Source organism: Luteitalea sp. (assembly GCF_022842525.1).
Classification (GTDB): Bacteria; Acidobacteriota; Vicinamibacteria; order Vicinamibacterales; family Vicinamibacteraceae; genus Luteitalea.
Genome location: NZ_JALHPM010000017.1, coordinates 1 through 15,491, shown reverse-complemented (window position 1 = coordinate 15,491; position 15,491 = coordinate 1). Strand labels below are relative to the sequence as shown.

12 protein-coding genes are annotated in these 15,491 nt (G+C 70.6%); 5 read left to right on the top strand and 7 right to left on the bottom strand.

The window, feature by feature from the left end; genetic code table 11:
* Positions 1 to 5: 5 nt before the first annotated feature.
* From Q0C41_RS05530 to Q0C41_RS05500, 7 genes are all read right to left on the bottom strand, one after another.
* Entirely contained in the window at positions 6 to 2,630 is a 2,625-nt protein-coding gene (locus Q0C41_RS05530) for an alpha/beta fold hydrolase (protein ID WP_291981697.1), read from the bottom strand.
* Between the two features lie 129 nt (positions 2,631 to 2,759).
* Positions 2,760 to 3,980: a beta-ketoacyl synthase gene (locus tag Q0C41_RS05525; protein ID WP_291981695.1), complete on the bottom strand. Its 1,221-nt coding sequence runs from the start codon at positions 3,978 to 3,980 to the stop codon at positions 2,760 to 2,762.
* A 13-nt stretch (positions 3,981 to 3,993) separates the two neighbouring features.
* Positions 3,994 to 6,888: a hypothetical protein gene (locus Q0C41_RS05520; protein ID WP_291981694.1), complete on the bottom strand. Its 2,895-nt coding sequence runs from the start codon at positions 6,886 to 6,888 to the stop codon at positions 3,994 to 3,996.
* On the bottom strand, positions 6,873 to 7,712 hold the full coding sequence (locus Q0C41_RS05515) for a polysaccharide deacetylase family protein (RefSeq protein ID WP_291981692.1): 840 nt from the start codon (positions 7,710 to 7,712) through the stop codon (positions 6,873 to 6,875). Before Q0C41_RS05515 ends, Q0C41_RS05520 begins: the two co-directional genes overlap by 16 nt.
* A gap of 36 nt (positions 7,713 to 7,748) precedes the next feature.
* Complete coding sequence (locus tag Q0C41_RS05510; protein ID WP_291981690.1) at positions 7,749 to 8,006, bottom strand: phosphopantetheine-binding protein; 258 nt, start codon at positions 8,004 to 8,006, stop codon at positions 7,749 to 7,751.
* Between the two features lie 7 nt (positions 8,007 to 8,013).
* A complete protein-coding gene (locus Q0C41_RS05505) occupies positions 8,014 to 8,769 on the bottom strand; it encodes a beta-ketoacyl-ACP reductase (protein WP_291981689.1) in 756 nt (251 codons plus the stop codon).
* A 102-nt stretch (positions 8,770 to 8,871) separates the two neighbouring features.
* Entirely contained in the window at positions 8,872 to 10,119 is a 1,248-nt protein-coding gene (locus Q0C41_RS05500) for a beta-ketoacyl synthase N-terminal-like domain-containing protein (protein WP_291981687.1), read from the bottom strand.
* Here Q0C41_RS05500 and Q0C41_RS05495 point away from each other — a divergent pair.
* The 5 genes from Q0C41_RS05495 to Q0C41_RS05475 all read left to right on the top strand — a co-directional run.
* Positions 10,118 to 10,813 (top strand): outer membrane lipoprotein carrier protein LolA, encoded by a 696-nt coding sequence (locus tag Q0C41_RS05495; protein WP_291981684.1) that lies wholly within the window; start codon positions 10,118 to 10,120, stop codon positions 10,811 to 10,813. The two genes, Q0C41_RS05500 and Q0C41_RS05495, sit on opposite strands and share 2 nt — an antisense overlap.
* A 30-nt stretch (positions 10,814 to 10,843) precedes the next feature.
* Positions 10,844 to 13,300 carry an MMPL family transporter gene (locus Q0C41_RS05490; RefSeq protein WP_291981682.1) on the top strand — a complete coding sequence of 819 codons (2,457 nt, stop codon included), beginning with the start codon at positions 10,844 to 10,846 and terminating at the stop codon, positions 13,298 to 13,300.
* On the top strand, positions 13,297 to 13,983 hold the full coding sequence (locus Q0C41_RS05485; RefSeq protein ID WP_291981681.1) for a glycosyltransferase family 2 protein: 687 nt from the start codon (positions 13,297 to 13,299) through the stop codon (positions 13,981 to 13,983). Before Q0C41_RS05490 ends, Q0C41_RS05485 begins: the two co-directional genes overlap by 4 nt.
* Positions 13,980 to 14,969: a lysophospholipid acyltransferase family protein gene (locus Q0C41_RS05480; RefSeq protein WP_291981679.1), complete on the top strand. Its 990-nt coding sequence runs from the start codon at positions 13,980 to 13,982 to the stop codon at positions 14,967 to 14,969. Before Q0C41_RS05485 ends, Q0C41_RS05480 begins: the two co-directional genes overlap by 4 nt.
* Positions 14,970 to 15,491 (top strand): metal-dependent hydrolase (locus Q0C41_RS05475; RefSeq protein WP_291981677.1); only part of this gene is annotated, 522 nt, incomplete at its 3' end.

The following is a 15,491-nucleotide window of genomic DNA, read 5'->3' as shown; positions in this document are numbered from 1 at the left end:
CCTCGTTACTTCTCGAGTTCCGCGGTGAGCACGGCGCCGTTCATCGCCGGCAGCACCGCGGTGATCTTCGCGACCTGCCGCGACGCGGCGTCGACCCACAGCGTCGTCAGCGCGCCATCCTCGCCCTTGATCTCGACCTTCCAGGCGTCGAAGGTGCCGGCAGGCACGGTCACCGACTCGCGGCTCGCCACCGTCAACTGCTTGACCTCGACCTTCTGCGTCTGGACGTTGACGTTGCGGAACGACGTCGTGTAGCCCGCCGCCAGGGGCAGGCGCGCGACGACGGCATGTGACCCCGGCCCATCGGCGAAGACCGGACCGTCGAGGGCGATGTTCATCGGTCGTGCCTGGCCGTTGACCGTCATCGTGCCGGTGACCGCGGCGTTCGAGAAGTCGAGCGCGATGTCGGCAGGGCCCTGCTTGACGGTGCGCTTCTTGAGCCGGAGCGACCCCTTTTCGATGATCGCCGAGTCGGTCGCCGCGCCCATCGGCGTGTCCGCCGTCTCGACGAACACCCAGGCGCCGTTCTCCTCGCGCGCCTCCTGGGTGATCTTCATGGCGATGCTCTGCGCGCCGAGGGCAATCGTCGCCGAGTAGTTGGCCTTCATGGCCGCCAGATCGGCCACCGGCGTCGGCGTCCCGGAGACGACCGCCGGTGTTGTGGCCAGCGTCACGGTCTTCGGATCGACGGTGATCTCGGTGAGGCGCGTCGCCACGTCGGCCGGCACGTCCTCCTGGAAGCGACCGCCGAGGTGCTTGGCGAGGAACTTCTCCGTGCTGGCGATCATCGCCATGTTGTTGACTGGCCGTGCGAAGCCGTGCCCCTCGTCGGGCGCGACGATGTACTCGACGGGGAAGCCGCGGTCACGCAGCGCGATGACGATCTGGTCGGACTCGGCCCGCTTGACGCGCGGGTCGTTCTGCCCCTGGACCACCATCAGCGGCGTGCGGATCTTGTCGGCCGAGTTGAGCGGCGACTGCTTCATCAGCCGCGCCTTGTCGTCGGGCTTGCCGGGGTCGCCCATGCGGACGTTGAACACCGTGCGGATCGACTCCCAGTACGGCGGGATCGAGTCGAGCAGCGTCAGCAGGTTCGACGGCGCGACGATGGCGACGCCGGCGGCGTAGACGTCGGGCGTGAAGGCGAGGCCGGCGAGCGTGGCGTATCCGCCGTAGGACCCGCCCATGATGCCGACACGCTTCGGATCGACGGTGCCCTTCGCCACGAGGTGCTTGATGCCCCACGTGATGTCGTCCTGCATCGTCTCGCCCCACTTGCCGTTGCCGAGATTGAGGAACCGCTTGCCGTAGCCGGTCGACGAGCGGAAGTTGGGCTGCAGGACGGCGTAGCCGCGATTGGCGAGGAACTGGGCGTAGGTGTCGTAGCCCCACGTGTCGCGCGCCCACGGTCCGCCGTGCGGGAAGACCACGAGGGGCAGGTTGGTCGCGGCGGCGCCCTTCGGCAAGGTGAGGAACGCCGGAATCTCGACGCCGTCCGAGGACGGGTAGGTGATGGCCGTCATCGGCGAGAGCTGGTCGCGTTTCAGCGCCTCGCGCACCTTGTACTGCGACACGAGCGCCTTCGTGCGGCGATCGTAGACGAACACTTCGCCGGGGTCGGTGTCGCTGGCTGCGACGACGATCCAGCGCTGCTCGTCGGCGGTGGACGACTGCAGATTGACGTCCTTGCCGGGAAAGCGCTTCTCGAGGAACTCGAAGTCCGCCTTGAGGGCGGCGTCCCTGACGTACCACCGCGTGCGGTCGTCCTCGTACTGCGTGGCGACGAGGTCGCCGGTGCGGTCCGAGAAGATGGCGTTGCCGAAGTCGACCCGCTTCTTCGGATCGCTCTCGACCAGTGTCGCCTTGCCACTGGCCGGGTCGAACAGCACGAGGCCGATGAGATCGACGTCGCCCTTGTTCGTGATCATGTAGGCCTGCGTGCCGTCCTTGTGGAAGCGGACCGGCTGGCAGGTCTCGAAGACGGAGCACTCGTAGACCTTCACGAGCGCGTCCGTGTCGACGCGAAGGATCTCGGTGCTGCCGCTGTCGGTCGTGCGGGCCGCCAGGCGCAGCCGGCCGGCCTCGTCGAACACCCAGCCGGCGACCTTGTCGGTGTTCTGTCGCAGCAACGTCCGCTCGCCGGTCGAGATCCGGACCTTGTAGAGGTCGTGCCAGGCCTTGTCGCGTTCGTTGATGCCGACGTACATGGTGTCGGGGTCGTTCCTGGGCACCGAGTAGATCAGCGCCCGCACGCCCCTGGCGTCGGTGAGGTTGCGCGCCGCCGGCACCGGCTGCCCGGCGGCGGGTGACGCGGTCGGATCGACGGCGTAGACGTTGAAGTTCTCGTCGCCGCCCTGATCCTGCGAGTAGAGGACGTACTTGCTGTCGCGGCTCCAGAAGTAGCCCCCGATGGGGCGCTTCTGATCGTTGGTGATCGGCCGGGCGTTGGCAAACGGCTCGTCGGCCTTCTTCACCCAGATGTTCCGCGTGCCGTTGAACGGCTTGATGAAGGAGAGGTACTGCCCGTCAGGCGACAGCTGCGAGCCCGCGATCTCGGGATCGCCGAAGAACAGCGCCCGGTCGATCAGCGGCGGCTGTCCCGTCGACTGCGCCAAGACGACGCCACTCATGAGCGCCATCGCCATTCCGCCACATACCACCGCCGCACACACTCGCACCATGCCATCCCCCTGAAATTGACCGACGTGTCTTGTGGATACGCCTCAGCCGTGCGCATGGTTCCCGGACGCCGCAGCCGTCTACGCATGGCGCAGCACCAGCGCCGAGTCGTTGCCACCGAAGGCCAGCGACGTCGAGACGGCACAGGGCACCGGCACCTCGCGCGGGGTGTTGGCGACGAGATCGACGGGGCATTCGGGGTCGGTGCGCTCGTGGTTGATCGTCGGCGGGATGCAGTGCCGATCGATCGTCAGGGCCAGGGCCGCCGCTTCCATGGCCCCCGCGGCACCGAGGCAGTGGCCGAACATCGCCTTCAGCGACGTCACCGGCATCGCAGCGGCCCGATCGCCGAAGACGACGCGCACCCCCCGCGCCTCCGCCTTGTCGTTCTGCGGTGTGGCCGTGCCGTGCGCGTTGACGTGCGTGACCTCGTCGGCGTTGACGCCGGCGTCGGCCAGCGCCGCCCGAATCGTCGCCCCGATCGCCTGGCCCTCCGGCTCCGGCGCCGTCGGGTGATGCGCCTCGCACGTGAAGCTGTACCCGGCCAGCTCCGCGTAGATGTGCGCGCCGCGGCGCGCCGCCCGATCCCAGTCCTCGAGCACGAGGATGGCGGCGCCCTCGCCGATGTTCATGCCCTGACGACCGGCATCGAAGGGGCGACACGGCTGCGGGTCCATCAGTCGCAGGGCGTTGAACCCGGCGAAGGTCAGCCGCGACAGCGCGTCGGTCCCGCCAGCTAGCGCGGCATCGAGTCGGCCTCGACGGATGGCGTCCACGGCCTGCCCGATCGCGATGGTGCTCGAGGAACACGCCGCCATCAGGCACGAGCGCATGCCCTCCAGCCCGAAGTGCGTCGCGACGACATCCACCGGGGTGCTCGAGAAGTGGTTGTGAATCCAGGTCGGCCGGGCCCGGTCCATCCCTTCGCGCCGCATCGTGAAGTAGTACGACTCGTTGCGGACGAGATCGCCGGTGCCCGCACCGAGCATCACCCCGACCCGCGTGCGGTCGATGCCGCTGTCGAGCAGCCCCGAGTCCTCCAGCGCCTCGGTGGCCGCCACCACCCCCATCAGATCACTGCGCGACCAGCGGCGGCGCTGGTAGGGCGTGTACCGGGCCTGCACCTCGGTCAGGTCGACCTCGGCCCCGATGCGGCTGCGGTAACCCTCGGTGTCGAACAGCGTCACCGGGCCGATGCCGCAGTGCCCCTCCAGCATGTGGGCCCACACCGCCTCGCGCTGCGTGCCGAGGGCGCAGATCATGCCGATGCCCGTGATCGCGATTCGCTTCTGGTCAGACATGCTCACGTGAATTCTAGAGCGGCTTGAGCAGCATCACCTGGATGGTGGTCGATCCCAGTCCGCTGTAGCGGCTGGGCAGGAAGCTGTGGCCGACTTCGCCGCGGATGAACGCCGTCCGCCCCGGCACGCGGACGTTGAAGGCCACGCCGACGCCCGTCAGCGGCTCCCAGGGCACCTCGACGACACCAGGCACTCCTCTGGGACGCACCCGGCCCCACGCCTGATCCACGAAGAGGTCCATCCGGTACTGATCGAGGATGTTGAACGAGTACTGCCCGCGGGCCATCGCCAGCTCGCCGTAGCGGACGCCGGCCGACGGCACACCATGAATCTTCGTGTCGTCGAACAGGCCGAACTGATACTGGCTGAAGCGGTCGAGGCGGGTGCCGCCGAACCACGCGCCGTTGACGATGACCTTGCTGAACGCGCCGAGGTAGAACACCTTGGTCGCCGACGCCTGGTACTTGAGATAGGTCGAGGGCGTGGCCGCGAGCGCCGACGGGTCACCCCACGGCCGCCACGACAGGCGTCCCGACCAGGTGCCGTTGGCGGTGACCGAGTAGCCACCGCGGCGGTACTCGTAGAGCAGCCCGAGGCCGTTGGTGATGGTGCTGGTCGGCGTCACGTAGTCGTCGGCCGTCGTGGTGTTGCGCACGAAGCCGTCGAAGCGGAACAGGTACTGCCCGGAGATGCGCTGGTAGGTCGTCGCCTGCCAGCCGAGGTTCAGTCCCGTGGACAGGGGCCACGTCAGCAGGCTCTGGTCCTTCCGTTCCCCACCGGCGACGAACAGCCGGTCGGTGGACGGCGGCGCGATCGCGAAGAAGTCGATCGAGGCGTCGATGCGGTTGGCGATGGCACGGGGACGCTGGATGTTGCCCGCGGCGAGGACGCCCGCGAACAACACCGCGACCTGCGTGTCCTGCCGCCCCAGGAAGCGGAAGTTGAGGTAGTTGATGCCGCCGATCGGCAGCGGGAACTCGAAGCCGGGGTCGATGGTCACGCCGAGCGCCAGCGCCCTGGCTTTCGTCGTCGCGATGTCGCTGACCACCCGCCGGTCACCTTCCTTGACGAAGTACCGCACGCCGACGTCCGTGTCGCGATACATCGTCCGATCGCCGGCGCGCGCCGCCTGACGCTGCGCCGCGAAGTCCTCCGGCGCCAGGTCGTAGTCGCTGAACGTGATGCGCCGCTCGACGAGCAGGTTGCGGCCCGCGATCAGGATCAGTTGCTGGTTGTAGATGCGCGACGGCAGCCACACCTCGTCGCCGGACGCCGTGCGCACGGCCGCGAAGTCCTGCGTCTCGTCGTTCGAGATCACGGGAGCCGACAACGCCGTCTGCACGGCCTGCTGGCGCAGACGCGCGAAGGTCTCCCGGTCGATCCAGACGGTGCCGCGGTAGAGCGACTGGTCGCGGACCTGGGGCTCGAACGCCACCACCCAGGCCGACCGGCCGTTGACCATCGCCGTGCCCTGCAGGCGATAGCGGTAGCGCGCGTCGAGTTCGATCGACAGCGGCGGGGTCAGGACCTTCTCGGGTTGCAGCAGCGGGAACGGCGGCCGCGGCTCGCCGAAGTGTGCGCCGTTGACGCTGAAGTCGCGCTCCTCCCACTCGGTGCCGTCGACGCGGTCGACGAAGAAGCGGTTCTCCGTGATGACGTCGAAGCCGGGATCGGTCACTGTCGGCCGGAAGTACTGCTGGATGCGTCCATCGACCACGTACCGGGGCGACCGCTCGCGCTCGGCGGCCTGACGCGCCTGATGGCGGGCAAGGATCTCCTCGACCGACAGCGTCCGCGCGCCGGTCACGTCTTCCTGCTGGACGAACCCCGCCTCCGCGCCCCGGTTGAAGTCGACCAGCCACGGCCCCGTCCCGGGCAGCACGATCGTCGCCTCGGTCCGCTGCGCCGCATCGTCGCGCACCACCCGTCGCGCCGGGTGGTCGCGCCCCGACACCGGGTCGCGGACCACGACGGTGCCGGCCGAGGGCAGGACGAGCGAGACGTCGAGGGTCTCGCCGCTCGCCGCGGCGTCGAGCACCAGGAACGTGCCCAGCGTGCCGAGGTGATACAGCACGCGCGCACGGCGCGTCGCGGTGACGTCGCGTCCACTCGCACGCACGGTGAGCGCTCCCGGTGGCGTGGCCACGGGCGCCATGTCGCCGGCGTACAGATCCTGCAGGCGGACCGCGACGGGTCGCACGCCCGCCAGGGCCGATGGCGAGAGCCGATAGCCTCGCACGGCGACAGGCGTCCCGAGTCGCGCGATCTCGTGATCGACGAACGCCCGTGCCGGTTCGACCTCCGGCAGCGGGATGTCCAGTTCGACGAGCGAGGCGCCAGGATCGTGGTCGGCGACCCATGCCGCGGCGGCCTCCGGGTCGGCGCCCGGGGCGAGCGCGAGGCCATCGATCACGGGGGCGACGTCGGGGGTCAGGACGGCATCGCGCTGCGGGTCGGACGCGGCGGCCCCGCCGAGCACGATCGCGGCGGAGGCCGCCTGGGCGCGAATCTCCGCAGCGGCGAGCTTGATCAGGAAGGCGGTGCGCCTCGGGTCGCGGCCATCCGCCTGCAGTTCGACGGCCGCAAGCCGGGGCACCGCGGCGACGATGGCGCGGACGCGAGCCGACCAGGTCGACGGGTCGACGGCCGGGCCATCGACGGCCGTGATGGTCAACCAGACGGCCGTGTCCTGCGGGATCGCCGGCGCCTCCGACTGGATGTCTGGCACCTCGGCGCTCACCGTCACACGCACGGCGGCGGGAAGCGACGCCGGCATCGTGGCCCGCTCGACGCCGGTGTCGAACACGAGCCGCGGCAGCGTCGGCGCCTGCGCCTGCCCGGCCGCGGCAGGCGCCGCCACGGTCAGCAGGCCGAGCAGCAGCCCGGCACCGCTCAGGCGCGCAGCCACGCCTCTGCGTCCGGCAGTTCGCAGAGTGGTCCGAACTCGGCGCCCGCCAGCACCTCCCTGAGACGTGCCCGGAAGCCCGACAATCGGTAATAGTGCGCGAACGCAAGTGGCGGCGGCAGCCGCACGTGCGGCGGGGCGGGATCGATCTCCCATGGGTGCACAGTAAGGACGGCGGGATCGCCCTTGCGGTTGTTGGCGGCGATGGCGTCGAGCACGGCGCCGGGCTCGGCCTTGCGCAGGCCCCAGCCCCACCCGAGCGGCACGGCCTGCCCGGCGAGCCGACCGACGAGGGGTGGCAGTTCGAGCAACGCGCCGGCCACCGTGGCAATCGGGTGCGGGCGCCGCGGGAACGCCGGCGACCCGACGCGCGCGACAGGCGCGCGGCTCGCGTCGAGGCGGATGCCCTCCTCGACGAGGATGGGGAGGGCCCAGGGCGCGTGCTGATTCAGGGACCACTCGGGAGCCCTGAAGGTGGTCAGGGGCCCGGCGCCGGCCGCCCGCACGGCGGCGATGTTCAGGCGCAGGTCGTCGCGGAAGGCCTCGGGCGAGAGGTCGAACACGCGCCGGTGCCAGTAGCTGTGCAGGCCGACCTCGTGACCGCCGTCACGAATCTCGCGCACCAGCGCCGGAAACCGCTCGGCGACCCAGCCGACGATCAGGAACGTGGCGCGATTGCCTGTCGCGGCGAGGTCGTCCAGCAGCGCGCGCGTCGTCGGCACGACGCGGCTGTCGAGGGCATCCCACTGCGAGGGCGGCAGACGATCGTCGATGCCGCAGATGTGGAACCAGTCCTCGACGTCGACCGTGAAGGCGTTGGCAGCCATTTCACCAGCCGCACGCGCAGCCCGCGGCGCAGCGCACTACGCGGGCTTCCTCTGGGCCTCGATGTACTCGGCGATGGCATCCACCGACTGCAGCACCTTGCCGCCGGTCTCCTCGTCGCCGATGACGACACCGAAGGATCGCTCGATCTCCAGTACCAGCTCGAGGGCGTCGATCGAGTCGAGGCCGAGGCCGGCACCGAACAGCGGCGCGGCGCTGTCGATCTCGTCGGCCGCAATCGGCAGCTTGAGGGCGCGCACGATCGCCGCCTTGATGTCGCTACGAAGATCAGTCATGACTGCCTTACACGAGCCCACCGTCGACGCCGATCACCTGACCGGTGACGTACGCGGCCGCGTTGGAGCTGAGAAACGCCACCACCTCGGCGACTTCCGCCGGGGTGCCGAGCCGCCCGACGGGCACGTTGCGCAGGTGCGCCTCACGGGTGGCCTCGGGAATCGCTGCCGTCATGTCGGTCTGGATGAGCCCCGGCATCACGGCGTTCACGAGGACGCCCTTGGGCGCCAGCTCGCGTGAGAGCGTCCGGGTGAGGCCGATCAGGCCGCCCTTGGACGCCGCATAGTTCGCCTGGCCGGGCAACCCGGCGACGGCGCTCGGCGAGGTGAGATTGATGACCCGCCCCCACTTGCGGACGAGCATGCCGCGCACCACCGCCCGCGTGCAGAAGAAGGCCCCGTCGAGATTGGGACGCAGCACGGCGTCCCACTTCTCGCGGTCCATCATCATCAGGTACCCGTCACGCGTGACGCCGGCGTTGTTGACCAGGATGTCGATGGGTCCCAGCGCCGCCGAGGCGTCGGCGACCAGTTGCTGCACCTGCGCTTCGTCTGCCACGTCGCAAGGACCGGTCCAGATGCGCGCCCCTTCCGCCTGCAATGTGCGGACGATCTCGCGGGCCGGCTCGTCGCGCTCGCGGTAGGAGAACGCGACCGCCGCACCGCGACGGGCCAGCGCCTCGACAATGGCGCGACCGATGCCGCGCGATCCGCCAGTGACCAGCGCGACCCGGCCAGACAGGGCAAGCGATTCGTACGGCACGCAGCATCCCTGGCGGCACCCGGGCGGCACCGCCGAAGGAACAGTCTATAACAGCGGGCACGATCGGCCGGGCACCGGGCACCGGGCCCCCGACCCCGCGTGCTACTGGCAGCGCAGGACGACGCTGTAGTTGGTGCCGCCGCTGGCGAAGCTGTTCACGAGGATGTACGGCGTGCGCAGCGGGGCCGGGGACCCGATCACCCAGCCCAGGGGCGCACAGGCGGGATCGGGGGCCGACAGGCCAGCCGTCGGCGCGACCAGCCCGCGCCGCCCGGCCAGCACGGCCACGACGAGCGACGCGGCCGCGGCCATCCCCCCTTCGCCGACGGCCCCCTTGACGGAGGTCGTCGTGACCGGGCGGTCCGCGAAGACCTCGGCGATGGCCGCCGACTCGAGGCGGTCGAAATCGATGGCGCCGTTGGCCGCGGCATAGACCGCGCCGACCTCGGCCGCGTCGATGCCGGCCTCGGCCAGGGCGTCGCGCATGCAGCGGACGAGGGCGGCCGTCTCGGTGGGCCAGGCATTGATCGCAGTCAGCCCGGCCGTCGCGCCGACGCCGATCACGGTCGCCAGGACCGCCGCCTCGCGCGCCTGCGCCCGGTCCAGGTCCTCGACGATGGCCACGAAGCCGCCCTCCCCCATCACGAAGCCGTTGCGGGTGCGGTCGAAGGGGCGCGCACCTTCCGGGTAGGCGCCGTCGTGCGACAGCACCCCGAACCAGTCGTGCACCTGGAAGTAGAGGTCGTAGATGTCCTCGGCCCCGCCGGTGACCAGCGCGCCGGCCTTGCCGGCCCGCACCAGATCGGTGGCCAGCGCCACCGCCGCCAGGCCCGACGCCTCCTTGTAGCTCAACGTCGTGTTCGGCCCGCGCAGCTTCTCCTCGAGGGCGATCAGACTCGCGGCGGCGTTGCCGACGGTGTTGCTGAAGAGCATCGCGGGCGCGCCGGTCGGCCCGAGGTCGAGCAACCGATCGAGGAACTCGCCGGTGGAGTGCACCCCGCACGTACACGTGCCGAAGACCACCCCCACGTCGTCGTAGCCGGCGTCGCTGCGCGGGAGTCCCGCGGCGTCGAGCGCCAGCCGGGCCGAGGCCACCGACAAGGCACCGACCTCGTCCATCCGGCGCAGCTTCATCGGATGGATGAACGCGGCAGGGTCGAAGCCCGACAGCTCGGCCGCCTGCCGGGCCTGGCGGGCCGTCGTGTCGAACGACGTGATGGGACGGATGCCCGTGCGGCCCTCGAGCACGGCCTCGAGAAAGGCGTCGGTCTGCCCGAGGCTGGAGCAGGCGGCAACCCCGGTGATTGCGGCCTGTCGCTGCACGGCGGGTACGTTACCATTTCGATTCATGGCTCTTCAACGGGCGCTTCGACGTGTCTTCGCCACCGTGCTGGCCCTCGCGATGGCCTCCGCGGCACCCGGCTCGGCACGAGGGGCGTCCGGAACGGCGTCCTCCTCGGGGCAGACCGCGGGCGGCGATCTGTTCGACGAGATCTTCCGGCGAGGCGCCCCCGTCGAGAAGACCCTGCGGACCGTGTCGGCGGACTTCGTCGAGACCAGTACCTCGACGCTGCTCAAGGCGCCGCAGATCGCGCGGGGCACCCTGGTCGGCCAGCGGCCCAATCGCGTGCGCCTCGTGTATGCCGGGGTGGACGCGCGCACCGTGATCGTCAACGGCAACACGCTGGCCCTCGACTGGCCGGCCCGCAACCTGAAGGAGACGCGCGACATCGGTGGCACCATGCGGCGCGCGGAGCGGTTCTTCGTCATGTCCTCGCCGGCCGAACTCCGCAAGCACTTCGACATCGTCGCCGTCGAGGCGCCCGATCGCGCCGGCGCCTGGCGCGTGACCTTCACGCCGAAGCGCAAGCAGATGCGCGAGGGGGTGTCGCGCGTGCACCTGTGGATCGATCAGGCCACCCTCGTGATGCGCGCGCTCGCGATGGACTATCCGGGCGGCGACACGCGGCTGATGGAGTTCAGCGACGTGCGGGTCAATCCCCCGGTCGATGCCGGCGCCTTCGCCGTGCCCGCACGGCGCTGAGGCCGTGATGCCCCTCGTGATCCACACCTCGTGACCCGTCTGATTCAGGGCCTCATGACCGGGGCGCGCACGCGTCGCGTGCTCGTGCTCGTGCTCGCCGCCGTCCTCGCTGTCGTCAGCCTCGTGCCCGTGCTGCGCATCCGGTTCGAGACCGACGTGCTGCAACTGATGCCACGCGAGTCCGGAGCCGTCGACGCCTTCGAGACATACCTCGAACGTTTCGGCAGCCTCGATGCGCTGTACGTCTACGTGGCCGCGCCGGGCGACGGCGCGGTGGCCGACTACGACGACTACGTCGAGGCCCTCGCCGACGCCCTGCGTGCGGTGCCGGAGATCACGCGCGTCGATACCGGCCTGCTGGACGGCTCGCGCGACTGGACGTACCTCACGGACCGGCAATTGCTGCTGCTCGACGAGGCCGGCTTCACGGAGGCGACCGCGCGCATGGCGCCGGACCGGGTGCCGGTGCAGCTGACCCGGACGCGCGAACTGCTGGCGCTGCCCACGCCCGAGATGAAGGCGCTGGCGCAGCGGGATCCCCTCGGGTGGTTCGAGCTGACGAGTGCACGGTTGCAGGGCGCCTCCGGCGTGCTGCAGGTCGATCCGTCGCGCACCGATGGCTACGTCACCACGGACGGGCGCGCCCGGATGCTCGTCGTGCACCCGACCCAGCCGCCGTTCGACACGACCTACGCCCGGACGCTGCTGGACCGCATCGCCGTCACCGAAGCCCGCATGCGCGCGCAGTTCGCCCCCGAGTGGGCCGCAGACGACCTGCCGCCGCCTCGCATGGACGTCGCCGGCGGACACCGCACCGCCATCGAGACGGAGTCGTTGATGCGCGGCGAGGCGGTGAGCAACACGGCCTGGTCGATGGTCGGCGTGCTGGCGCTGCTCTACCTCGCGTTCCGCAACGTGTGGCTGGTGGTGTTCGGCACGCTGCCGATCCTGCTCGGCACCCTGGTCACACTCGCCATCCACGAGGTGGCCGGCGTGCAACTGTCGGCGGCCGCGACGGGCGCCTCCGCGATGCTGTTCGGCCTCGGCGACGACGGGCTGGTGCTGCTGTTCGTGGCCTACCGCGATCGGCTCGCGCGCGGCTGCTCCCCGCTGGATGCCGTGCGCGATCTCGGAGGCGTCGGGGTGAGTGTCTTCCTCGGGGCGGTCACGACGGCGGCAACCTTCCTCGGCCTCTGGTTCATGAGTTTTCCCAGTCTCCAGCAACTCGGGATCGTCGTCGGTCTCGGCATGCTGCTGACCGTGTTCTTCACGCTGACGGTGCTGGTGGCGGGCCTGCCCGGTCGCGCGTGGGTCACCCGCGCCCGCGACCTGTCCATGCCCGGGCTCGGTCCCTGGGTGCTGCGGCATCGACGGCGCATCCTCGCCATCGCGGTGCTCGTGACCGTGCCGCTCGCGTGGGGACTCACGAAGCTGCGCGTCGATCCTCGGCTCGAGCGCCTCCGCCCCGTGACCGCGGGCCTGGCGCTCGAGACGGAGATCACCGAGCGTTTCGGGCTGGCCAGGGACGTCTACCTCGTGCTCGGCCGTGGACCGGCGCTCGACCCGCTGCTGGCCGCGCACGAAGCCCTCGATCACGACCTGGCCGGCACCACCGGCGTCGCCCATGTGGGCCCGTCGGTGCTGCTGCCGTCGGAGGCTGTGCAGCGGCAGCGTCGAGCGCGGCTGGCCTCGCTCGACGACGCACGCGCCGGACTGGCCGATGCGGTGGACACGGCCGGCGATGCGGCAGGCTTCGTCGCCGGGACGTTCGCGCCGTTCCGCGAGCGACTGACGCGTGTGCTCGACCCGGCCCAGTCACTGACGCTCGAGTCACTCGACGCCAGGGGTTTCGGCGAACTGGCCGGACGCTTCATCCGCCGGGAGGGGAGCGACTTCCTGGTGGTGACCTACGCCACGGCCGCCGACCCCGCGCGGCTCACAGCCCTGCAGACGGCCGTCGGAGCCCACCCGGGCCTCGTGCTCACCGGCCTGCCGCTCGTCAATGCGTCCCTGGCGGCGCGGTTCCCGCGCGAGCTGGCCACCGGCCTGGCCGTCGGCGCGCTGGTGGTCCTGGTGCTCATCTGGCTGGAGTTCCGGACGGTGACGCCCACGCTGCTGGCGCTGCTGCCGACCATCTGCGGCATCATCTGGGGACTGGGCATGCTGGGATGGGCGGGCGTCGTGCTCGACCTGTTCAGCGTGTTCGCAATCCTGATGTTCCTCGGCATCGGCGTGGACTACGGCATCCATCTGCTCCACCCCACCCTCGGCCCCGACGGCGCCGGCTTGTCGGAGACGCTCTCGCTCGTCGGTCCGGCCCTGCTGCTGGCCGGCGGCACGACGATCGTCGGCTTCGGCACCCTGGTCTGGTCGGCGTATGCCCCCCTGCGCTCGCTGGGGCTCGTGTCGGTGGCGACACTCGCCTCTGGCCTGATCGCCTCGCTCCTGGTGCTCCCTGCGCTGATGGCTCGGGAGCGTGCGGCATGAAGGTGTGTGCGCTCGTGCCGGCGTACAACGAGGCCCGGACCATTGCCACCGTCGTGCACGGGGCGACGGCGCACGTCGCGCAGGTGCTGGTGGTGGACGACGGGTCCACCGATGGCACGGGGGAGGCGGCCGCGGCCGCTGGGGCGGACGTCATGCGTCTCGCCCACAATGGCGGCAAGGGCACGGCCATTCGCGCCGGGCTGTCGCAGGTGTTTGCCGGCACCGCGACGCACGTGCTCTTCATGGACGGCGACCTCCAGCATCGTCCGCAGGAGATTCCGGCGCTGCTCGCGGAAGCGGCGGCCACCGGCGCGGCGATGGTGATCGGTGAGCGCGTCTTCGTACGCGACGAGATGCCGGCGTCCCGCTACTGGGCGAACGTGATCGGGAGCTGGGCGCTGGCGACGTTGATGGGTGTGGACCTGACCGATACGCAGTCGGGATTCCGGGTCGTGCGGACCGACGTCCTGCGGCAGTTGCCGCTCGAGGCGACCGGCTACGAGTTCGAGACGGAGCTCGTGGTGAAGCTGGCGCGCCGCGGCGCCCAGATCGCCCGCGTGCCGATCAAGGCCGTGTACGGCGCAGAGAAGAGCAAGATCCGCCCCGTGCGCGACACGACGCGCAACATCATCCTGGCCCTCGTCTACCGGTTCTTCCGTCGCGGCGGACGAGGCCCGGCATGAGCCTCGCCGCGCCGGTGCGCTGGGTTACCCACCGTCTCAACGGGTCCTTCATCGTCGGTGGCAGTTATCTGGGATCGCGGTACGCCCCGCTGCCGCTGTCGTGGCCGGTGGCCCACGCGGGCGCCTGGTTCGTCAGCCACACGATGGCGAGTGTGCGGGATGCGCTGGTCGACAACCTGCGCGCGGTCTTCCCGCAGGAGTCCGACGACCAGTTGCGGCGGCGTGCCTACCGCACGTGTCACACGTACACGGACGACTGGATGGACTTCATGCGATCGCTGTCGTGGTCGCGCGAGAAGGTCCTCGAACGCTTCGTCTACGAGGAGGCCCATCACCTGAAGGACGCGCTCGCGCTCGGCCGGGGCGCGATTCTGGTGACGGGCCACTTCGGCAACTGGGAAGCTGGCGCGGTGCTGATGAAGGCCCTGGGCGTACCGCTCACCGTGGTCGCCATGCCGGAGGCCGATCCCGCGGTCAACTGGCTGCGACACCGCGTGCGCACGTCGCTCGACGCCGACACCATCGAAGTGCGGCAGTCGCTCGACACCCCGTTGCAGATTCGTCGTCGCCTGTCGGAGGGCCGGGCCGTCGCGATGCTGATGGATCGGCATGTGGCGCGCGACCGCGTGCCGGTGACCATGTTCGGCCGCGAGGCGCACTTCATGGGGGCCCCGGCGATGCTGGCGTATCTGACCGGCGCGCCGCTGGTGCCGATCTTCCTCGTGCGCGAGGGCCGCGGCCGCTTCCGCGCGCGACCGCACGAGCCGATCCTCGTCGATCGAACGGGGCAGCGCGATCTCCAGGTGCGGGCCACCGCGCAGCGCGTGGCCACGCTGCTCGAACGCGAGATCGAGAAGCGGCCCGACTGCTGGTACCAGTTCTATCGCTACTGGGAAGCACCGGGAGTCGGGAGTCGGGAGTCGGGAGTCGGGGGGCCGGAGTCGGAAGTCGGGACGCGGGAGTCAGGCATCGGGGATCCGGCCTGAATGGACCCGATCTCGCACCTGCTCTTCGCGCGCATGGTCGCCGCGACGCGGACGTCGCACGTGCCACGCGGCGTGGTGGCGGCAACGGTCCTCGGCGGGCTGGCGCCCGACATCGACGCGGCCGTGATGGCCGTGGGCTGGGACGTGTACCTGCAGTGGCACGAGGTGGGTACGCACGCACTCGTGGGGACGCCCGTGGTGGCCCTGGCGACAGGCGCGTTCGTGCGGACGTGGGCGCGTGCGGCACCGCTGAGCGCGCTGGTCTTCGGCGCCTGGCTGGGCACGCTCAGCCATGTGTTCTTCGACCTGTTCTCCGGCGCCACGATCCGGCTGTTGTGGCCGGTGTGGTCGGCGCCCATCTCGGCACCGGTCGTGGCGATGGCCGACCCGATCGTCATCGCCGTCCTCATCGTCGGCGCGCTGGCCTTGTGGGTGTGGCCGCGGGTGCCACGCACGGCGGCGGCGCTGGTGATGGCACTGCTGGCGCTCGTCAGTGCCGTCAAGCTGACGACGCGGGCGCGC